Annotated in this window: 23 protein-coding genes; 9 read left to right on the forward strand and 14 right to left on the reverse strand. The window is 71.0% G+C overall.

Annotated features, from left to right (window positions below):
• Nucleotides 1–240: hypothetical protein (locus AB0H64_RS41440; protein ID WP_357636460.1), on the forward strand; the 240-nt coding region annotated here is incomplete at its 5' end.
• 321 nt (nucleotides 241–561) lie between these two features.
• On the opposite strand, the gene AB0H64_RS41445 is transcribed toward AB0H64_RS41440, so the two are convergent.
• From AB0H64_RS41445 to AB0H64_RS41470, 6 genes are all read right to left on the reverse strand, one after another.
• A complete protein-coding gene (locus AB0H64_RS41445; RefSeq protein ID WP_357636462.1) occupies nucleotides 562–2,196 on the reverse strand; it encodes a carboxylesterase family protein in 1,635 nt (544 codons plus the stop codon).
• A complete protein-coding gene (locus AB0H64_RS41450; protein ID WP_357636464.1) occupies nucleotides 2,193–2,597 on the reverse strand; it encodes a hypothetical protein in 405 nt (134 codons plus the stop codon). Before AB0H64_RS41450 ends, AB0H64_RS41445 begins: the two co-directional genes overlap by 4 nt.
• A 300-nt stretch (nucleotides 2,598–2,897) precedes the next feature.
• A complete protein-coding gene (locus tag AB0H64_RS41455) occupies nucleotides 2,898–4,049 on the reverse strand; it encodes a Tn3 family transposase (protein ID WP_357636467.1) in 1,152 nt (383 codons plus the stop codon).
• Nucleotides 4,050–4,080: 31 nt separating this feature from the next.
• Nucleotides 4,081–5,034 carry a hypothetical protein gene (locus AB0H64_RS41460; protein ID WP_357636469.1) on the reverse strand — a complete coding sequence of 318 codons (954 nt, stop codon included), beginning with the start codon at nucleotides 5,032–5,034 and terminating at the stop codon, nucleotides 4,081–4,083.
• A 2-nt stretch (nucleotides 5,035–5,036) separates the two neighbouring features.
• On the reverse strand, nucleotides 5,037–5,705 hold the full coding sequence (locus AB0H64_RS41465; protein WP_357636471.1) for a DUF4158 domain-containing protein: 669 nt from the start codon (nucleotides 5,703–5,705) through the stop codon (nucleotides 5,037–5,039).
• 30 nt (nucleotides 5,706–5,735) lie between these two features.
• Nucleotides 5,736–6,044 (reverse strand): aminoglycoside phosphotransferase family protein, encoded by a 309-nt coding sequence (locus AB0H64_RS41470; RefSeq protein ID WP_357636474.1) that lies wholly within the window; start codon nucleotides 6,042–6,044, stop codon nucleotides 5,736–5,738.
• 133 nt (nucleotides 6,045–6,177) lie between these two features.
• On the opposite strand from AB0H64_RS41470, the gene AB0H64_RS41475 reads away from it, so the two are divergent.
• Genes AB0H64_RS41475 through AB0H64_RS41485 form a run of 3 tightly spaced genes read left to right on the forward strand, consistent with a single transcriptional unit; the run spans nucleotide 6,178 to nucleotide 8,401 of the window.
• On the forward strand, nucleotides 6,178–7,038 hold the full coding sequence (locus AB0H64_RS41475) for an alpha/beta fold hydrolase (RefSeq protein WP_357636476.1): 861 nt from the start codon (nucleotides 6,178–6,180) through the stop codon (nucleotides 7,036–7,038).
• 47 nt (nucleotides 7,039–7,085) lie between these two features.
• A complete protein-coding gene (locus tag AB0H64_RS41480) occupies nucleotides 7,086–7,892 on the forward strand; it encodes a MerR family transcriptional regulator (protein WP_357636479.1) in 807 nt (268 codons plus the stop codon).
• A complete protein-coding gene (locus AB0H64_RS41485; RefSeq protein ID WP_357636481.1) occupies nucleotides 7,889–8,401 on the forward strand; it encodes a hypothetical protein in 513 nt (170 codons plus the stop codon). The genes AB0H64_RS41480 and AB0H64_RS41485 overlap by 4 nt, the downstream gene beginning before the upstream one ends.
• Nucleotides 8,402–8,430: 29 nt before the next feature.
• Here the strand turns inward: AB0H64_RS41485 and map are convergent, their stop codons facing one another.
• Nucleotides 8,431–9,198, reverse strand: coding sequence for a type I methionyl aminopeptidase (gene map, locus AB0H64_RS41490; RefSeq protein WP_357636483.1), 768 nt, complete (start codon nucleotides 9,196–9,198; stop codon nucleotides 8,431–8,433).
• A gap of 47 nt (nucleotides 9,199–9,245) precedes the next feature.
• Here map and AB0H64_RS41495 point away from each other — a divergent pair, with 47 nt between their 5' ends.
• Complete coding sequence (locus tag AB0H64_RS41495) at nucleotides 9,246–9,536, forward strand: helix-turn-helix transcriptional regulator (RefSeq protein WP_357636486.1); 291 nt, start codon at nucleotides 9,246–9,248, stop codon at nucleotides 9,534–9,536.
• Nucleotides 9,537–9,702: 166 nt separating this feature from the next.
• Here AB0H64_RS41495 and AB0H64_RS41500 read toward each other — a convergent pair whose 3' ends face one another.
• Nucleotides 9,703–10,200, reverse strand: a complete 498-nt coding sequence (locus tag AB0H64_RS41500) for an FBP domain-containing protein (protein WP_357636489.1) — start codon at nucleotides 10,198–10,200, stop codon at nucleotides 9,703–9,705.
• Nucleotides 10,201–10,273: 73 nt separating this feature from the next.
• On the opposite strand from AB0H64_RS41500, the gene AB0H64_RS41505 reads away from it, so the two are divergent.
• Nucleotides 10,274–10,906: a WHG domain-containing protein gene (locus AB0H64_RS41505; RefSeq protein ID WP_357636491.1), complete on the forward strand. Its 633-nt coding sequence runs from the start codon at nucleotides 10,274–10,276 to the stop codon at nucleotides 10,904–10,906.
• A gap of 94 nt (nucleotides 10,907–11,000) precedes the next feature.
• Here AB0H64_RS41505 and AB0H64_RS41510 read toward each other — a convergent pair whose 3' ends face one another.
• The 4 genes from AB0H64_RS41510 to AB0H64_RS41525 form a co-directional block, all read right to left on the reverse strand.
• Nucleotides 11,001–12,086, reverse strand: a complete 1,086-nt coding sequence (locus tag AB0H64_RS41510) for a tyrosine-type recombinase/integrase (protein ID WP_357636493.1) — start codon at nucleotides 12,084–12,086, stop codon at nucleotides 11,001–11,003.
• Between the two features lie 104 nt (nucleotides 12,087–12,190).
• Nucleotides 12,191–13,720, reverse strand: coding sequence for a UDP-N-acetylglucosamine 1-carboxyvinyltransferase (locus AB0H64_RS41515; RefSeq protein ID WP_357636496.1), 1,530 nt, complete (start codon nucleotides 13,718–13,720; stop codon nucleotides 12,191–12,193).
• Between the two features lie 16 nt (nucleotides 13,721–13,736).
• A complete protein-coding gene (locus AB0H64_RS41520; protein WP_357636499.1) occupies nucleotides 13,737–15,473 on the reverse strand; it encodes an enoyl-CoA hydratase-related protein in 1,737 nt (578 codons plus the stop codon).
• A gap of 400 nt (nucleotides 15,474–15,873) precedes the next feature.
• Nucleotides 15,874–16,887 (reverse strand): putative sulfate exporter family transporter, encoded by a 1,014-nt coding sequence (locus AB0H64_RS41525; protein WP_357636501.1) that lies wholly within the window; start codon nucleotides 16,885–16,887, stop codon nucleotides 15,874–15,876.
• 71 nt (nucleotides 16,888–16,958) lie between these two features.
• Here AB0H64_RS41525 and AB0H64_RS41530 point away from each other — a divergent pair, with 71 nt between their 5' ends.
• The 3 genes from AB0H64_RS41530 to AB0H64_RS41540 are packed head-to-tail and all read left to right on the forward strand — an operon-like array spanning nucleotide 16,959 to nucleotide 18,892.
• Nucleotides 16,959–17,876 (forward strand): LysR family transcriptional regulator, encoded by a 918-nt coding sequence (locus tag AB0H64_RS41530; protein ID WP_357636504.1) that lies wholly within the window; start codon nucleotides 16,959–16,961, stop codon nucleotides 17,874–17,876.
• Between the two features lie 45 nt (nucleotides 17,877–17,921).
• Nucleotides 17,922–18,308 carry a hypothetical protein gene (locus AB0H64_RS41535; protein WP_357636507.1) on the forward strand — a complete coding sequence of 129 codons (387 nt, stop codon included), beginning with the start codon at nucleotides 17,922–17,924 and terminating at the stop codon, nucleotides 18,306–18,308.
• Nucleotides 18,309–18,310: 2 nt separating this feature from the next.
• A complete protein-coding gene (locus AB0H64_RS41540) occupies nucleotides 18,311–18,892 on the forward strand; it encodes a TetR/AcrR family transcriptional regulator (protein WP_357636508.1) in 582 nt (193 codons plus the stop codon).
• A gap of 96 nt (nucleotides 18,893–18,988) precedes the next feature.
• Here the strand turns inward: AB0H64_RS41540 and AB0H64_RS41545 are convergent, their stop codons facing one another.
• Nucleotides 18,989–19,243: a hypothetical protein gene (locus AB0H64_RS41545; protein ID WP_310716818.1), complete on the reverse strand. Its 255-nt coding sequence runs from the start codon at nucleotides 19,241–19,243 to the stop codon at nucleotides 18,989–18,991.
• A gap of 45 nt (nucleotides 19,244–19,288) precedes the next feature.
• Nucleotides 19,289–19,753 (reverse strand): hypothetical protein, encoded by a 465-nt coding sequence (locus AB0H64_RS41550; RefSeq protein WP_357636513.1) that lies wholly within the window; start codon nucleotides 19,751–19,753, stop codon nucleotides 19,289–19,291.
• Nucleotides 19,754–19,802 lie beyond the last annotated feature (49 nt).

A 19,802-nucleotide genomic window follows, 5' to 3' on the forward strand; every position in this document is an offset into this window, starting at 1 on the left:
GCCGCCACCCAAGGCACTCAGACCTGGACGGACGGCAGCGCCGCCCCCATCATGCGCGACCTGCTACTCCTCAACGCCAGCCGCTTCCCGCTGCTTGCCACCACCCTGGCCATCCCCTCAACCACCACCACCCGGGAATTCGGCCTCCTCGCCCTCCTCGACGGCCTCGAACGCACCATCACTCAACGCACCCACAACAACGGCGACGAACAAACGGCTTCGCGCCCAGATCCTCCGTAAGCGGCGACCACCAGCGGCCCCCGAACACGATCTGCCCACCGACGGCCGGATTCCGGCTGGTGCCACTCCCGCGCCCCTGTGAGTCTCCTCAGGAACCGGAGTCGAGCAGATGAGCGGGCCGGTTACCTGGTGCGCCTGTAGCGGGTTCTCTGGCCGCGAGGACTGCGGACCCTGCGGCAGGGCCGCCGCGAAGTCGGCGTGTGCTTGCTCGATCGCTTCGGGGTAGGCGCTGGCCTTCACCTGCTCGGCGCGCGCCCGGTAGACGCTGTCCAGCGAGGGGTTCTGGGCCTTGTTCTTCCCCGAGGGGATGATCTGCAGCTCCTAGTCGGCTCCTCCGTCCAGCTTGGGCGCGGTGGCCCAGAACCGGCAGTGATGGGCGGTGCTCGCGTCCACGGGCGAGATGCCTCGGGGCGCGGAGTCGAGGGCCTGGATGGACGGGTACGCCCGCCACCACGGCAGGCCGGCACGGTTGGGGTCGCCCGCGGCGGCGAACGTACTCCAGTAGCGGATCATCTGCGCCGACAGGTGCCGCTGCGCCGGGCTGAGGGTGATGGACGTGCTCTCGATGTCGAAGAGCATGGGCAGCTCCGAGCCGTGGTAGGCGCCGGCCGGGTAGCCCTTGGGAAACAGACCGACGATGTCCGGCACGTCAGGGTCGGCGAACTCGAAGCCGTACACGGGCACCTGCCGGGCCAGCAGCTTGCTCGCGGTGAGGGTGGGGCACACCCAGCCGGCGTCCGTGCCGACGGCGGCCCAGGCGAGCGCAGCCGCGGAGCCGGCTCCATCGGCGCCGGTGGAGCCGCGGGTGTAGGCGCGGGGCGGGTATTCGGCGTACACACGCCGGGACTGGCGGGCGCCGAAGGTGGTGGTGAGCAGCTCCCGGTAGCGCGCGTCGTCGATCGGTCGTTCCAGTTCGAACAGCCGGGTGAACAGGCGGTGCTCGTGGCGGGTGTTGCCCTGCATCACGGGCACGCGGTGGAAGTCGCCCGAGCGCAGTGCGGCGGCCGGGTCGACCGGCAGCACCGGGGTGTCGTAGGCGGGCTGGGTGAAGCGGCCGTTGAGGGCGAGGAGCTTCCGGGCGTCCAGGCTGCGCAGGCACGTGGTCGCTCGCGCTCCCGCGCAGCCCAGTTCCCCGGCGGCCTTGGTGCCACGGGCCTCGATGTCGGCGCGTGAGGCCCAGTAGGAGACGGCCTCCAGGCCGGGCGCCATGACGTTCTTGGGCCAGCGTTGCAGGCAGGAGCCGCTCTGGATGATGGCGCGATGGAACAGGCCCGCCGCCTGGGGGGAGGTGAGCTGGGCGCAGACGCTCGCCCCGCCGGAGGATTCGCCCATCAGCGTGACCCTGCGCGGGTCTCCGCCGAACGAGGCGGCGTTGGCTCGCACCCAGCGCAGCGCGGCCTGCTGGTCGGCCAGGCCGTAGGAGCCCGAGCCGGGCAACTTCGGGTGGCCGAAGAAGCCGAACACACCGAGCCTGGAGTTGACGCTCACCACGACCACGCCGCCTGTGGCGGCCAGGCGGCGGGCGTCGAAGTCGCTGCCGGCGCCGGAGCTGAACGCGCCGCCGTGCAAGTAGACCAGAACCGGCCGCCGCCCGGCGGGCTTGCCGCCGGGGGTGGTGACGTTCAGGTAAAGGCAGTCCTCCGATGAGCGTGCCGCGAGCGCGCCCTGCTCGTCGAGCTGCGCGCACGCCGGCCCGGGGCGGCGCGCGTCGCGCGCCTCGGTCCAAGGACGGGGGCGCACCGGGAGGGTCCAGCGCCGTGCCCCCGTCGGCGGCTGGGCGTACGGAATGCCCTGATAAATCTGTACGCCCTGCTCGACGACGCCGCGCACCAGCCCCAGGTCGGTCTGCGCCACCGGGTCCCTCGCGTCCGCGGCCTCGCACATTGACATGATCAGCGCAAGCGCCGCCAACGCCGCCGTCACCCGCGCCGGGAGCCCTGTCGACAGCCTCCTCATGAGGCGGTCCAGTCCTTCAGCAGCCGGGCCCAGGTGCGATTGCGGGTGGTCTCCAGGAAGCGCCGGTGGTTGACCATGAGATAGATCTCGCCCTGTGCGGAGGTGCCGAGGATCAAGGGCTTGCCGGAGTTCAGCAGCCCGCCCACGCAACGTCCGTACAGGTCGGTGTACTCGTTCCTCACCGACGTCACCTCACCGGGCCGGAGGATGAGATCGGTCGTGCCGTCCCAGCCGCTGATCACCAGGCGGTCGGTGTGCAGCACCATCTGACCACGGCGGGGGAACAGCACGCGCTGGTCCGCTCCCGCCGCAATGCGATCACCCCGGCCTCGCGCGGCCAGTTCGTCAGCCGTGGAGCCGGCGAACGTGCCTTGCGCCAACGTCGCCTTTCGCTCGTTCATGGCACCAGACTTGCGACACCGGTCTACGGGCCGCAGTGAGCCAAAGTCGTGACCGGCTCCGACTTTGGTCGATGGCCGAAGCTGACCGTGCGTGTGCGGCGATGGTCGTGCCCCGCCGGTCTGGGGCGGCGTCGACGCTCCTTGATCACCCCGTGCCAGTGGCGACATGGCTCTCCAGATGCCACCCGACTGCATCCCTCATGACCTGCGACAACCCTTCGGCCAGACGCATTTGAACGGAAAGTCGCGGCAAGCCGCTCAACACTGCTCTGCTTACGGGACCTCTCGTTCGGATGCTCGTCATGCCCCGTGCAGAGTTGCTTGTGACATCGACACCGTCCCGGAACTTCGTCCGACAAGGCGACGTTGCTGCACCCGCTCGGCTACGGGGCGAAGAGGACTTGGGACTCGAGGTCGAGGCGGGTGGTCGGATCTGCGGCCGGGCGGGGTGAGGTTGAGGATCCAGTTGCCGAACCGGCGGATGACCTGGGTGATGTAGGGCGAGATGGTGGCCAGGTCGTCGAGGTCGACGGGGTGGCCGTCGGCGGCGATGGCGTTGGCGGCGTCCGTGATGTCCTGGGCGGTGGAGTAGATGACGCAGTTGGCCAGCAGCTCGTTGAACTTGATGATCTTCTCTTGGTAGTCGGGGTCGTTGTGGCCGGTGAGCTTGCCGCCGAACATCAGCCAGTCGGCGAAGTCGTGGAAGGACTCGTTGCGGTTGGTGACCGGGGTGATCTGCTCGCGAAGGCCGGGGTCCGACAGATACCGCAAGAGCGTGATCGTCCTGACGGCGCGGCCGAGTTCGCGGAAGGCCCGGTAGAGCCGGTTCTTGCGGGAGTGGTTGCCCAGCCGGCGCAGCAGGGTGACCGAGGACAGCCGGTTCTCCCGGATGGAGATCGCGGTGCGGAGCAAGTCCGTCCAGTGCGTCTCGATCAAGGTCCAGTCGATCGCCTCGTCGCCGAACAGTGAGACGATGTGCTGGTAGCGGGTGCCCGGGGTCGGCCGGTAGAAGATCAGGTCGTGCCAGTTGCGGATGCGGGGCAGCAGGTCGAACCCCAGGAGCGCGGCGAGTCCGAAGACCGGCAGCGACTGGCCTTGGGTGTCGGCATGGATGGTGTCGGGCTGGATCTCCGAGGCGTTCTTCAGCAGGCCCTCGATGATGTAGACCGCCTCCCATACCCCACAGGGGATGAAGTGGCTGAACAACGCGACGTAGGTGTTGGAAATGTGCCGATACGCGAGGCCTCCGTAGCCTCCGTACCGGATGTGGCTCTCGGCAAGGAGGTTGTTCTCCCATGTCTCGATCTGGGAGCCGTCGGCGGCCACGGTCTTGCCGTCGCCCCAGACCGAGGCGATGTCGAGCAGGTCGCGCTGCGGGAGCCGCTCGTGCACGGCCTCCTCTAGCTTGAGCGCCTCCTTGCTCCGCTCGGCGCCCTTGCGGCGTTTGAGCATCGGCCGGCCGCTCTCCAGGGTCAGGTCGGTGTTAGCCGGGTAACCGGAGTCGACCTCGGCGGCGGTGTCGGCCAGGAGCTGCCGGTAGTGGCGGGTGAGCTCGCGGGGAGTGGTCGGCAGGCCGGCTTCGGGCGCAGAACTCGGTGACGAGCGGTTCGCACACTTCCCAGGACATGAGCTGGTCGTGCAGGTTGGCGTGGGAGTCCGACCCGGCCACCGCGATGTCGCCCGACTTCAGTTCCGAAGCCAGGTAGGAGAACACGCACACCTCCAGGTGGCGGCGCACCAACAGGCCCGGCCGGTCTGGATCCTTGAGGATCTTTCGCCACATCGCGGAGGCGAACGCGTCCACGTCCGCCACCAGCTCCACCGCGGCCGTGGCACCGTCCGGGCTCACGCGTTCCACGGTGATCCGGTCGGGGACGAACGCCGCCCGGGTGTTCCGCTGGGCCTGCAGGTACTCCACCGCGTCCAGCACGCTGCGCTCAGCGTTGGTCGACTCCAGGTCGATCGACTCGACCAGGGTGAACAGCGCCGAGCGGTGGGATCGGTAGTGCTGGTCGAGCAGTGGCAGGTAGTTGTTACCGTGATAGGCCGACACCGCCTCGTGCGCGGCTGCCAACGCGTCCAGGCCGCCAGCCTGCTCCAGAGCTTTTAGTACGAGGCGGCCCGTGCGCTCGGCCAGATCCCCGGATCCGGAGTCCGTACCCGCAGGATCGGTGCTCGAGTCGTCCGGCTGCGGACCGGCCGCATCGTCTTCGGCGGGTGTGACCGCCTCGCGGACGCCGTCCAGGACATCGCCGAATACACCCAGCAGGCGTTCGGACTCGGCCCGGTGCGCCTCCCGCAGTGCTTCCAGCTGGTCGCGGCCCTTCTTGTGGATCGTCGCGATCCGCTTGCAGAACATGGTGACCACGTCGTCGCGCACCCCGGTCCGCACCGTGTGCAGCAGGCTCACGATCAAAGCCGTGTGCAGCAGGCTCACGATCAAAGCGACGCAGCCTGCGCCACGTCCTTCAACCCGTCGAACACGCTGCGCCGGGTGATCGGGTCGACCAGCAGCAGCCGGGCCAGCAACGCCCGGGCTCCGGCGTCGACCCGGCCGGACACCAGCGTGAAGAACCCGCGGTTCACCTCGGTGCGGATCTTCTTGGTCATCTCATCCAGCGTCGTGTAGCCGGGCAGCTCGCATTCCGCGCGGACCAGCTCTTCCAACGCCACGTTGATCAAGTCAGCGGGGTTGTCCTTGGCTTGCGCCGCCTTCCGGATCGCCTCGTCGGCTACCTCCCGCACCCGGACCGCGTCGTAGGTGACGCCCATCCGCTTGCGCACGAACGACCGATGCCGCTTGGCCGACCGCTCCGCGGCATCCTCCAGCACCACCACCTCCGGCAGGCCGATCGCCTCACGGAGGTGCTCGCAGACCACTGCGGGGACGTCTTTGAGCTTCGGGAAATAGCCCAGCCGCTGGTAGGCCTTCAGCCACACCAGCAGGGCCAGCAGATGCTGATCATCCTGCGTCTTGCCGCGGGCCCACTCCACCTCGACTGCCGACGGAGTGAACACCTCCGCCAGCTCCCTGGCCGACACCGCCCGCGCGAACCTCGGGTACGCCGTCCGGTCGATCGACGCCACCCGAACCCCCGAAATCGCCACCAACCAGCGCGAACCCCAGGAGTCTAAAGATCAGTGATCAAGAGCGCGGCCCGTTTCTGCCGTATTCCGGTGGCACCCCTTCCATGCCCGCAGGCCGGCGGCCTCCGCGCGTACCTGCTGGAGCTTGAGGACGGCGGGCGCGCCGCCGGCCTGCAGCACGGGCAGCACGAGCGAGGCCATCCCGTACGCGGGCGGGCCGTCCGGCCGCAGCTCCCAGCGCCCCAGCAGCTCGCCGCCGAGACGGGGCAGGCCGGCGACCCAGGCGCGCGCCTCGGGGCCCTGGCCCCCGTAGGAGGCGGCGAACGCCTCAGGGACGTCGATGGGGCCCGGCGTGGTCATCTCTCTCCTCACTTATGAATCTACAATGTAAAGGGTGGGGTGTTGACAAAAATGATCAACACCCCACCTACAACCCTGCGCCGACGGCGAACGGGCGCCTCAGGGCACGCTGTCCCGGCGTACGGTGCACGGCATGATGATCGACGATTGCGGGATCGCCTACGACGAGGCGGGGCCCTCCCAGGGCGACGTGGTGGTGTTCGTGCACGCCGGGGTGGCGGATCGGCGCATGTGGGAGCACCAGTTCCAGGCACTGTCCGACCGGTATCGGGTGATCCGCTACGACTGGCGAGGCCACGGCGAGTCCGCTGACGCCGACGGCGACGTGTGCCACCACGAGGACCTGCTGGCGGTGCTCGACGCGCTGAAGGTGCGCAGCGCCGTGCTGGTGGGGTGTTCGATGGGCGGCGCGTACGCCGTTGAGGCCGCGCTGGCGGCGCCGGAGCGGGTGGCGGGGCTGGTGTTGTGCGGGTCGGGCCTGGCGGGGCACACCTGGCCGGCGTCGATGGTGGAGCAGGCGCGTGAGCGGGTGCACAGCGTGGTGCCCGCCGACCGGCTGGCGCGTTACCGGCGTGGCGGGGCGGCGGATGTGGAGGCCGGTGACGTGCTGGCGATGGCGCGGGCGCACACCTTGTGGCAGGTGGCGGGTCCGGAGCGGGGGCGGGCGGATCTGGACGACGGGGTGTGGGAGAGGGCGGTGGAGATGTGCCGGCTGGTGTTCGCGCGGTTGTGGGGCGGGCCGCCGGTGGTGGAGCGGGGGCTCGTGCCGGTGGCGGCGGGGCGTTTGGGGGAGATCGCGGTGCCGGCGCTGGTGGTGAACGGGTTGTCGGATGTGGCGGGGATCCAGGAGGTGGCGGGTCTGCTGGCCGAGGGGATCGTGGGGGCGCGGCGGGTGGATCTGCCGGAGACGGGGCATCTGGCTCCGCTGGAGCGGCCGGTGGAGGTGACGCGGCTGCTGGAGGGGTTCCTGGCGGAGGTGGTGGCGGCCCGGTAGGGGGCCGGGTGGACTCTCCCATGGGGGGAGAGGCCATGCTGTGGGGCGTGGACGAGGATCTGCTGCCGATCGGGGTGTTCGCCCGGTTGAGTCGTTTGAGTGTCAAGCAGTTGCGGCATTACGGCGAGCTGGGGTTGCTGGTGCCGGCGTGGGTGGATCCGGTGACGGGTTATCGGTATTACCGGGCGTCTCAGGCGCGGGAGGCGTTGTCGATCGGGTTGTTGCGGTCGATGGACGTGCCGCTGGCGGTGGTGGGTGAGGTGTTGTCGGGGTCGCCGGAGGCGCTGGAGTCGGTGCGGGCGGAGTTGGAGGCGGAGCTGGCGCGGCGTCGCCGTACGTTGGCGTCGCTGGAGGTGGTGCTGGAGCGGGGGTTGCCGTCGGCTTCGGTGCGGGTGGTGGTGGAGCCGGCGTGCTGGGCCGTGGTGGTGCGGGAGCGGGCGCCGGATGTGGATGGTGTGGCGCGGGCGACGTCGGCGGGGGTGGAGCGGCTGTCGCCGTTGGCGCGGGTCGTTGCGGGGGCGTCGGAGCCTGTGCGGTTGGTGGGGTTGTTCCCGCTGGAGCTGGACGAGCCGTTCGACGTGGCGGTGGCGTTGGTCGTGGACGGGGCGGCGGTGGGGGCTCTGCCTGCTGGCGCGCGGTTGGAGGTGCTCGCCGGGGGTGGGTTCGCGTGTGCGACGCATGTGGGTCCGTATGACCAGATCGGCTTGACCGCTCATGCGGTGCTGGCGTGGTGCGCGGAGCGGCGTCTGGCGGTGCGGGGGTCGATTCGTGAGGTGTACGTGTCGGATCCGGCTGTCACGTCGCCTGATCAGCTTGTTACTCATCTGATGATCCCTCTGGAGGAGGAGCCATGAAGGTTGACCTGAAGACGTATGGTCCTGCGACGTGCCTGAGTGTCACGGGGATGGGGGAGCCGGGCGGGGCTGAGCATCTGGCGGCGATCGGTGCGCTGTACGCGGTGGCCGGTGGGATGGGCGGGCCGGCGGGTCCGTTGGAGGGTTTGTGGTGGGTGGAGGAGGAGGGGCCGGGGCTGGAGGTGGCGCGGGAGCTGTGGCGTTGGCATCTGATGCTGCCGCTGGCGGGGGTTCCGGAGCCGGGGGTCGTGGAGGCGGCTCGAGAGGCGGTGCGGGTGCCGAGGTCGGCGGTGGATCGGGTGCGGGTGGTGACGTACACGGAGGGGGAGTGTGTGGAGGCGCTGCATGTGGGGTCGTTCAGCGAGGAGTACGTGACGTTGAAGGTCATGGAGGAGTTCATGGCGGAGCGGGGGCTGGTGCCGAACGGGCCGCATCACGAGGTGTATCTGACGGCGTTCGATGATCCGGAGCCGCGGACGGTGTTGCGTCAGCCGGTGCGTCAGGGCTGAGTTATGGGTGGCGAAGTGTCGGCCGGTGCTCAGGGGAGGGTCAGGACGCGGGGGCCGTCGGTGGTGACGGCGACGGTGTGCTCGGCGTGGGCGGCGCGGCTGCCGTCGATGCTGCGTAGGGACCAGCCGTCGGGGTCGGTGAGGTAGCGGTCGTCTCCCCCGGCGATGAACATCGGCTCGATGGCCAGGACCAGGCCGGGCCGCAGGGTGAGGCCGCGGCCGGGGCGGCCGTGGTTGGAGATGTGGGGGTCCTCGTGCATGTGGCGGCCGATGCCGTGGCCGCCGAAGTCGACGGGGACTCCGTAGCCGGCGTCGCGGGCGATGGTGGCGATGGCGTGGCCGAGGTCGCCGATGCGGTTGCCGGGGACGGTGGCGGCGATGGCGGCTTCCAGGGCGCGGCGGGTGGTCTCGATGAGGCGGGTGTCGGCGGGGGCGGCCCGGCCGATGGTGATGGTGGTGGCGGAGTCGCCGGCCCAGCCGTCGAGGTAGACGCCGAGGTCGAGGCTGAGCAGGTCGCCTTCGCGCAGGCGGTAGGGGGTGGGGATGCCGTGGACGATGACGTCGTTGACGGAGGTGCACAGGACGCCGGGGTAGGGGGTGGGGGCGAAGTGCGGGTGGTAGTGGAGGAAGGCTGAGGTGGCGCCGGCTTCGGTGATGAGGGTGGCGGCGAGCTGGTCGAGCTCGTCGAGGCGGATGCCGGGGGCGGCGTGGCGGGTGACGGCTTGCAGGGTGCGGGCGACGATGCGGCCGGCTTCGCGCATGGCGTCGAGCTCGCCGGGGGTTTTGATCTCAACCATGGCGATAACTATAACGTTATTTCTATACCGCGTTATAGACTGGGTGCATGGTACGGCCACCGCTGACACCCGAAGAGCGGCTCCGCGGCGAGCAGCTCGGTCTGACCCTGCGCCAGGCCCGGGGTGAGCGCAGTATCGTCGAGGTCGCCGCCGCGGCCGGCATGTCGGCCGAGACGCTTCGTAAGATCGAGACCGGGCGCATCGCCACGCCGGCGTTCTTCACCATCGCCGCCCTGGCCGACGTGCTCGGCGTCTCCCTGGACCACCTGTCGGACCACCTGTCGGATCACCTGTCTGGCCGGCTCGCGGGTCGCGTCACCCCGGCCGTGCCCGGGTGATAGGTGAGGAGCGGCGTCCCGGGTGCGAGCTCGCGCCGGCTCGGTCCGGCCCGCCGTAGGCGTTCAGCCCGATCCGACGTGCCCGGGTCCGGCGCGGCTCCGGTCCGGGAGCCCTGGGTAGGTCTCGCCCGGAGCGCGTCGTCTCGCCGGGCGGTGGGAGGGACGGTCACCCGACCACTTTGCCCACGAAGGCGAGCAGATTCGCGCGGGTGCGGGCGGCTTTCTCCGCCGGGGTGAGGGACTCGTCGATGGCGCCGTCCCCCGCGGCCTGCTTCTTGCCGCGCGCGTACAGGGAGCAGGCGAGGTCGGTGCACAGGTACTGGCCGACCGAGTTGCCCTGGCGGCCGGCCTCGCCGGTGCGGCGGGCGGTCATCAGTGCCACGCCGCCGCTGGTGTGCGTGGTCAGGCACAGTGAGCACATGCTGCGTGAGGTGAAGCCGCGCGAGGCGGTGGAGGTCACCCGCAGCGCGATCCCGACGAGGCCGTGGTCGTGGTGGGCGACCAGGTAGGCGCGTTCGGGGGCGCCGGGGTCTCGCCATCCGAGGAAGTCGAGGTCGTTCCAGGGGCTGTCGGTGAAGTCCTTGGGGAGGTTGAGGCGTTTGGCCTCGCCCTTGGTGCAGTTGACGAATGACGTGCGGATATCGCGTTCGGTGACGGGTTCCATGGGCGGCGAGGCTAGCCGTCCTTAAGGATAGTATGCAAATACTTAAAACCTTTAAGTGAGGCGAGGAGGGCACGTGGCACGTGCGGGGGTGACCGCGGAGCGCCTGACCCGGGCGGCGGCGGACCTGGCGGACGAGATCGGCTTCCACAACGTGACCGTCTCGGCGCTGGCGCGCGGCTTCGGCGTCAAACCGGCAGCCCTGTACGCGCACGTCCAGGACGCGCAGGACCTGCGGATCAGGGTGGGAGGGCTGGCCCTGACGGAGCTCGCCGACAGGGCCGGCGAAGCGCTGGCGGGCCGCGCGGGCAAGGCGGCGCTGGTGGCCTTCGCCAACGCCTACCGTGACTACGCCCGGCAGTTCCCGGGACGATACGCCGCGGCACAGCTCCAGCTCGACCCGGAGACGGTGACCGCCGCCACCGCTTCCCCCGGCTCGGCGGCCAGTGCGGCGGTCAGCCCCGCCGTCAGTGCCGCCGTCAGCGCCGCACGGCGGCACGCGGAGATGACGCGGGCGATCCTGCGCGGCTATGAGCTGTCCGAGCCCGACCAGACCGACGCGGTACGAATGGTGAGCAGCACGCTGCACGGATACGTGAGCCTGGAGACGGCGGGCCAGTTCCGGCACCATCCGCGCCAGGCGGACCTGTCGTGGGCGCGAACCCTGGACGCCCTCGACACGGTCCTCAGGCACTGGCCGCCTGCCTGACGGCCGCCCCACCCCGCCCGCCGGGCACGGTGGACGAGCTCGGTGGACGAGCTCGGCGGGGGAGGGGGTCCGGCGGGCGGGCCCGCCGGACCGGTCAGCCGCCGCGGTTCGGGTCGCGCAGCAGCGGGTGGACGCGCATCGCCACCTCCAGCTCACCCGGCAGCTCGTCACGGTAGCGGCCGAGCGTGGACAGGTCGCTGTGGCCCAGCACCCTTCGCACCGCGTCCATGTCCACGGCGTCGGCCAGCAGATGGGTGGCCGTGGTGTGCCGTAACCCGTGGGGAGTGACCGAGCGGCGCTGCGCGGGGTCGACCAGCGCCTGCACCCGGTCGATCACCCCCTGGACCGCGCCCCGGGCCAGGCGCCGCCCGCGCCACGACAGCAGCAGCGCCTTGGCGTCGGAGCCGGTGGCCTTGCCCGACACCAGCGGCCGGCCCCGCTCCAGGTAGGCGTCGAGCGCGTCGGCGCAGGCCTGGGGCAGCGGCACGTCGCGGGTCCGGCCGCCCTTGCCGAAGATGCGCCAGTAGCGGACGCCGTCGTTGGTGTAGAAGTCCTCCACGTTGGCGCGCACCAGCTCCGACACGCGTGGCCCCATCGTGGACAGCAGCAGCACGATCAGCGCGTCGCGCGGCTCCATGCGCTGGTCGCGGCGTCCCTCGCGGGGCGCCTCCTCCAGCGAGCGGGCCGCGCCGATCAGGCCCTGGGCCTGCTCGCGGGTCAGCGCCCGCCGCTCCGGCCGCAGCCCGCCGCGCTGGCGTGCGGTGATCGTGGAGACGGTCATCGGGTCGAGCTGCACCCATCCGGCCAGCAGGGCGTGCTTGAACAGCGCCGACACCGAGCGGCGGAAGCGGGCCTGCGACGACGGCGACTGCCCCTGCGCGCCGCCTCCGCCCACCCCCACACCGTCACCCGTGCCCGAGCCCGTGCCTGATCCCGTGCCCGAGCGTCTGCCGTCGGGCTTGCGGGCGAAGGCCAGCAGCACCGCGTCGATGTCCTGCCCCGTCAGGTCGTCCAGCACCCGGTCGCCGCCGGCCAGGTCGACCAGCGTCGCCACGTCGCGGGCGTACACCTCAGCGGTGGCGGGGGACAGGGCCCCCGTCAGCGTCCGGGCCCGCACCAGCTCCACGTAGCGGTCCGCCGCCTCCGCCACCGTCACCCGTTCGAGCTCCGCAGGCCGCACCGTCCCCCTCCTCGCCTCGTGACGTCAGGCCGTACGACCCCGCTGGTCGTACGGCCTGACGCAAGATCCACAGGAGACGGTAGCGGCCGCCACCGACAGAAAACTCAGATGTCGCGGAAGGTCTCGATGCGCGCCCCGAGCGCGTTGAGCCGCTCGGCCAGATCCTCGTACCCGCGGTTGATCACGTACACGTTGCGCAGCACCGAGGTGCCCTCGGCGGCCATCATCGCCAGCAGCACGACCACGGCCGGGCGCAGCGCCGGCGGGCACATCATCTCGGCGCTGCGCCAGCGGGTGGGGCCCTCCACCAGCACCCGGTGCGGGTCGAGCAGCTTGACCGAGGCGCCCAGGCGGGTCAGCTCGGTCAGGTAGATGGCGCGGTTGTCGTAGACCCAGTCGTGGATGAGGGTGGAGCCCTGCGCGGCGGCGGCGATCGCGGCGAAGAACGGCACGTTGTCGATGTTGAGGCCGGGGAACGGCATCGGGTGGATCTTGTCGATGGGGGAGACGAGCTTGGAGGGCCGTACGGTGAGGTCGACCAGGCGGGTGCGGCCGTTGGCGGCCGGGTACTCCGCGCCGCGGTCGTGGTCGAGGCCCATCTCCTCCAGCACGGCCAGCTCGATCTCCAGGAACTCCACCGGCACCCGGCAGATCGTCAGCTCCGAGGAGGTGACGACGGCGGCCGCGAGCAGGCTCATGGCCTCCACCGGGTCCTCGGAGGGGGAGTAGTCGACGTCGCGGTCGATGGTGGCCAGGCCGTGGACGGTCAGCGTGGTGGTGCCGATGCCCTCCACCCGCACGCCGAGCTGCTCCAGGAAGAAGCACAGGTCCTGGACCATGTAGTTGGAGGAGGCGTTGCGGATCACCGTGATCCCGTCGTGGCGGGCGGCGGCCAGCAGCGCGTTCTCGGTGACGGTGTCGCCGCGCTCGGTCAGCACGATGGGCCGGGCGGGGGCCGCGCCGCGGTCGACGCGGGCGTGGTAGAAGCCGCCGGTCGCGGTGATGTCGAGGCCGAAGTGCTTGAGCGCCGACATGTGCGGCTGCACGGTACGGGTGCCGAGGTCGCAGCCGCCCGCGTACGGGATCTGGAACTGGTCGGTGCGGTGCATGAGGGGGCCCAGGAACATGATGACGCTCCTGGTGCGGCGGGCGGCGTCGGTGTCCATGGACTCCAGCTCCAGCCGGGCCGGGGGCACGATCTCCAGGTCGTTGCCCTCGTTGATCCAGCGGGCGCGCACCCCGATGGAGGCGAGCACCTCCAGGATGCGGTAGACCTCCTCGATGCGCGCCACCTTGCGCAGGATCGTCCGGCCGGAGTTGAGCAGCGAGGCGCACAGCAGGGCGACGCAGGCGTTCTTGGACGTCTTGACGTCGATGCTGCCCGACAGGCGGCGGCCGCCGACGACCCGCAGGTGCATGGGGCCGGCGTAGCCCAGGGAGACGATCTCGCTGTCGAGGGCCTCCCCGATGCGGGCGATCATCTCAAGACTGATGTTCTGGTTGCCGCGCTCGATGCGGTTGACCGCGCTCTGGCTGGTGGCCAGGGCGTCGGCCAACTGGAGCTGGGTCCATCCGCGGTGCTGGCGCGCGTCCCGGATCAGCCGGCCGATCCGCACAAGGTAGTCATCTGTCACAACAGCAGACCATATCTCACATATGAGATGTGATCGCGTCTGCCCCCGCCGACGCGCCGGACAACTCCCGATGCCCCGACGATTCCCGATGCGCCAATTCCCGATGCGCCGCCACGTTGTCCGGCGTCGCCTCGGGCTTGCGCTTGCCCACGAACGCGCGCCGCGCCTCGCGGAAACCGTGCCGGTCGTCGAACATGTCCCGGCTCATCTCCGCCAGCTCCTCCACCCGGTAGGCCTCCAGCGGCTTGCGCCGCTCGTCCTCCTCCCGCTGCGCGCGCCGCGCCGCCAGCAGCCTGCCGTACGACGGGTCGTGCGCCAGCCGCTCGGCGTAGTCCAGCACCGCCCGCTCGAACTCCAGCCGCGAGCCGGGCAGCACCTCGTCGGCCAGCCCCAGCCCGGCCGCGTCCACCGCCCCCACCGGCAGCGCCTCCTGCGTCAGCCGCCGGGCCGCCGCCGCGCCGACCCGCCGCGGCAGCGTGTACGTCCAGTACTCCGAGCCGAACAGCCCCATCGTGCGGTAGTGCGGGTTCAGCACCACGCCCGCGCGCATCAGCACCCGGTCGGCGCCCAGCCCCATCATCACGCCGCCCGCGCCCGCGTTGCCGCCGACCGACGTCACCACCAGCTGCCCCGTGCACGCCACGATCTCCCGGCACACCTGGTTGATGGCGTTGATGTTGCGCCACGCCTCCATCTCCGGGTGCCGCGACGCCTCGATCACGTTGAGGTGGATGCCGTTGGAGAACACCTCGCCGCCCCGCACCACCAGCACCCGGGTGTCCTGCGCCACCGCGTAACGCAGGGCCGAGGCCAGCCGGTGGCACTGCTCGCTGGACATCGCCCCGTTGTAGAAGTCGAAGCTCACCACCCCGACGCTGTCGCTGCGGTCGTAGGTGATCTCGCTGTAGCCGGCGCGTTCCTCCACCCCGGCGGCGCGCTCGCCCAGCACCGTGACCGCCGGCAGCTTCACCGCGCCCGGCTCCTCACGCCGCAGGTGCCCCACCCACACCGAGCCGTCGCCGGTGTGCACCAGCACCGCGCCCTCACGCCGTCCGGCCACCGTGCCCGGCCGGCCGCTGATCGCCGGCCCGCGGTAGACGTCGAACACCCGCATCGGAGTCTCGCCCAGCACCGTCCGCCCGCCGGGCGCGCCGTCGGCGGCCCGTACCCGCCGCAGCACCGCGTCGGTCGGCTCCTCCCAGGAGAACTCGCGGTCGGCGTGCCGCATCGCCGGGCGCAGCCGTCCCACCACCTCCGGCCGCCGGTAGTCCAGCGGCGCCGGCGTGAACGACGGGTCGGCCGCCTTGGCCGCCACCTCCACCACCAGCTCCACCGCGGCGTCGGCCACCGGCCCGTTGTACAGCGCCGACTTGCGCGGCGGCTCGGCCGGCATCGGGAACATGCGGTACCCCCAGATGGGGCCCGCGTCCATCTCCTCCACCGCCTGCAACGCCGTCACGCCCCAGCGCGGCTCGCCGTCGAGGATCGCCCAGTCCAGCGAGGAGGGCCCGCGGTCGCCGGGCGGGCCCGGGTGGATGATGATCGTGCGCTGCGAGCGCCACAGCGGCGAGGGCACCTTCTCCTTCAGGAACGGGCAGATCACCAGGTCGGGCTTGGCCAGCTGGACGGCCTCCAGCATGACCCGCTCCGACAGGGCCAGCTCGACCGTGACGTCGTGGCCGGCCCGGCGCAGTTCCAGCCAGGCGCGCTGGGTCAGGCCGTTGAACGAGGAGCAGAGCAGCAGGATACGCAACGCGGACTTCCTTCGGGTGTTCGTCACATCAAGGGGGAGGGGGCCGCTGGTGGGGCGGGCCACGGGCCGGGGGTGGTCAGCGGGGGAAGGTCGCGCGGCCGTCCCAGCGTTCCCAGGCGTTTAAGACAGCCCCATATGTCCCGTCCATGCATCGATGCTGACATGTCCAGGCAAGTACTACTGACATAACCCGGCAGAAAACCGCGACATGCGGCACTAAAAATCCATAAATGTCCGGATTTTTGGTGGGCGGGCACCCCGCCATCACCTCCGCCACCCATCCGCCCCACCACCGCCGAAGGGCCGAAATCGCCCACCGTCCGTACGCCACCCACCCCCAGCCCGTCACCGAACCCCGGGGGAGCGGCCCCCAACCCCGGTGCCTCCACGTCAACGACCACTACGACACCAGCAACCCCACCCCGGCCAACGCCACCCCCACCACCACAGCCGTCGCCACCCCGCCCAGCAGCACAGCCCGCCCACCCGTACGCGCCAGCACCCGCAACCGCACCGCCGCCCCCATCGCGAACAACGCCGCCGCGAACAACACCACCTGCGCACCCCCCAACGAAGCCAGCCACCCGACCGGCACGACACCCACGCCACGCAAACCCACCATCACCAAGAACCCCACCACGAACAACGGCAGCACCGGCGCCCTCCCACCCCCACCCGAAAGCCCCTCCACCCGGCGACGCCACAACCCCACACCCGCGATCAACGGCGCCAGCAGCACCACCCTGGTCAGCTTCACCACCACCGCCACCCCCAGAGCCGCCGAACCCGCCGTCTGCGCCGTCACCACCACCTGAGCCACCTCATGCACGCTCGCCCCCGCCCACACCCCGAACCCCTCCGCCGGCAACCCCAGCACACCCCCCGCCAGCGGCAACACCACCATCGCCAGCGACCCGTACAACGTCACCAGAGCGACCGCCGTCACCACCTCCTCCCTCGCCCCGCCCACCACCCCCTCCATCGCCGCGACCGCCGCCGCCCCGCAGATGGAGAACCCCGTCGCCACCAGCACCGACAAACCCCGCCCCAGACCCAGCCGCCACCCCAGCCACCACGTCACCGAGAACGTCACGGCCACCGTCGCCACCACCACCAGCAACACCGGCAACCCCAACGCCACCACATCCGACACCGCCAACTGCGCCCCCAGCAGCACCACACCCACCCGCAGCAGCCGACGCGCAGCGAACGCCAGACCCGGCTCCAAAGCCGCCCCCCGCACCCCCAGATTCGTCATCGCGGCCCCCAGAACCACCGCCGCCACCAACGGACTCACCGCCGGAACCAGCGCATTCACCACGAAGGCCACCACCACACCGGCAGCCACCACCACAAGCCCCGGAACGACCGAACCCGCGCCGGCCCCACGCGCCCGCCTCACAGACACCACCATGCGACGGATTGTCCCCACCCGCCGAACGCCCCGGTAGCCGCCGAACACGCACCAGGTCATACGGTGAACGCATGACCCGCCGGTGGCCCGACCTCGAAAGCCTCGCCCTGCTCATCACCGTCGCCGACCAAGGAAGCCTCGGCAAAGCCGCCACACTCCACGGCATCACCCAGGCATCGGCCAGCCGCCGCCTCGACACCCTCGAACGCGAACTCGGCCTGCCCCTCCTGCACCGCACCACCACCGGCTCCCGCCTCACCCCCCAGGGCCACCTCGTCCTCGACTGGGCCCGCGCCACCCTCGCCGCCGCCGACGACCTCCTCACCGGCGTGCAAACCCTGCGCCGCCACCGCGACACCCGCATCCGCGTCGCGGCCAGCATGACCATCGCCGAATACCTGCTGCCCGGCTGGCTCGTCGCCCTTCGCCGCGACCACCCCGACGCCGAAGTGGACGTACGGGTCGTCAACTCCGAAGTCGTCTGCCGGCTGGCAGAGCACGGCGACATCGACGTCGGCTTCATCGAATCCCCGTCCGTGCCCCCGGGACTCACCGCCTGCCCCATCACCTCCGACCGGCTCGTCGTCGTCGTGGCCCCCGGCCACCCCTGGACCCGCCGCCGCGCCCCGCTGCGCCTGGCCGACCTCGCCGCCACACCCCTGGTGGTACGCGAACCCGGATCCGGCACCCGCCACGCCCTCGACCGCGTCGCCACCGGCCCCGACGTCGCCCCGCCCGCCCTCGAACTCGCCTCCAACGCCGCGGTCAAGGTCGCCGTGCAGTCAGGAGTCGCCCCCGCCGTCCTCAGCGTCCTGGCCGTCACCGCCGAACTCCGCGAAGGACGACTCGTCGAGATCCCCGTCACGGACCTCGACCTGCGACGCCTCCTGCTCGCCGTCCGGCGCGAACGCTCCCAGCCACCCCACGCCGCCGCCGAACTCGTCCGCCTGGCCCGCGCCACCACAACCGCACGCCGGGGGAGTGGATAGGAGAGACCCTTGCACTTCTTTATCCACACGGATAACTTTACTCATATGGATAAAAAAGTGTGGGCCCGCGTACGGGCCCTCTTCCTCACCGTCCTGCTCATCTCCCTCGCCACCCTCGCCGCCGCACCCTTCCTCGGCGCCAACTGGGTCGTCTGGCTCCGCGGGGGAGCGGTCGCCGCGGCAGCCGCCTGGCTTCTCGCCCTCAGCGCACAAGCCGCCGTCGGCAAACGCTCCGCCTACCTGCGCATCCGCCTCATCTCCACGATCGCCCCCATCGGCATCGCCCTCATCGTCGCCGTCCCCGACAACGGCTACCCCCTATGGATGAAAGCCGAACAGGGCCTGGTCGGCGTCCTCCTGGCCGCCGTCGCGATCATCGTCAACCGCCCCCGCGTACGACAGGCATACCCCAGGCGTGGCAAGCTGGGCTGACCATGGAAAGGCCCGCAGGCCGGCAGGCGGCCACCGAGGCGCGCAAAGCGCAGATCGCCACGGCGACCATCACCGTCCTGGCCCGGCGCGGCTACGCCGCCACCACCTTCGAAGCCATCTGCGAACAGGCGGGCCTCAGCAGCAAACGCCTCATCTCCTACCACTTCGCCAGCAAGGACGAGCTGTTCGCGGCCGTCGTACGCCAGGTCGTCCAGGACGCGGCCGCGTACATGAGGCCCGCGCTGGACGCCGCCGACGGAGCCCGCGCCCAGCTGGAGGCGTTCATCCGGGCGAACATCGCCTTCATCGCCGCCAACCCCGACCACGTGCGGGCCGTGCAGCAGCTCGCCCACCACGGCACGCCGGTGGGGCAGGACGAGAGCGAGGCGGCGGTCGACCGGCTGGCGGAGCTGCTGACCGGTGGGCAGCGCACCGGCTGCTTCCGGCCGTTCGAGCCCCGGCTGATGGCCGCGACGGTGCGCTCGGCCATCGACGGGGCGGCCGGCCGGCTGGCCGAGGGCATGGACGCGCGGCGGTGCGCGGACGAGCTCGCCGAGACGTTCGACCGCGCCACGCGAGCCTGACGGCGGGCCGCTCACCGCTTCCGGCGGGACCGGAATCATACCGAACAGAATCCACCTTCTGTCCGGTATGGGATATTTTGTGGTCGTCTGGGGTGGTCAGAGGCGGTTGACGAAGCGGGTGGCGGCACGGTGACTCATGCCGGTCTCGCCGCGCACCAGGAAGACGGCTTCCTGGATCTGGCCCATGGCCTTCAGCTCGCGCGCCTGGTCGACCAGGTCGGTGCTGGGGGCCAGGCGGTTACGGGGCCGCTGGGTGAGGCGGACCGCCAGGATGATCAGGTAGATGATCGCTACGGTGACGACGGCTGTGAGCGCGATGAGGCCCGGGGTGGAGATCGCCAGGCTGAGCATGAACTGATCGTAACGCGCCGGCGCCGCGTGCGTCAGGGTGGGTGGTCAGAGCTCGCCCTCGTGCGTCACCTGGATGCTGTCGACGAAGGCGACGGCTTCGTCGTGGCCCATGCCGGTCTCGCCCCGTACGAGGAAGACGGCCTGATCGGCGCGGCCGTCGCTCTTGAGCCGTCGTACGCGGGTGGCCAGGTCGGCCGCCGGCCCGGCGGGCTGCTGGGGAGGGGGGCCCTGGAGGGCGGGGTGGCGGATGGGGCGGTCGTGGGCGAGGCCGTCGATGGCGTGCTTGGCCTCCTTGAGGCTCATGCCGGTGTGGGTGCGCAGGAGCTTGATCGCCTGGATGGGCTGGCCGATGGCGGCCAGGTGGCGGATGCGGGCGTCGAGCTCCTGCGGGCTGGCGGCCGGCTCGACGGGCCGGCTCGCGGCGCGTGCGGCGGCGAAGACGATGATCGCGCCGACGAGGAGGACGGGGACGAGAAGGAAGAGGATCTCCGGGAGGCCGATGTTCGCCATGTCGTCATCGTAAGCGGTCGGATGTGGCGTGATCACGACATGTCGGATT

Origin of the sequence: Nonomuraea sp. NPDC050733, from assembly GCF_040654215.1 — a bacterium.
Lineage (GTDB): Bacteria > Actinomycetota > Actinomycetes > Streptosporangiales > Streptosporangiaceae > Nonomuraea.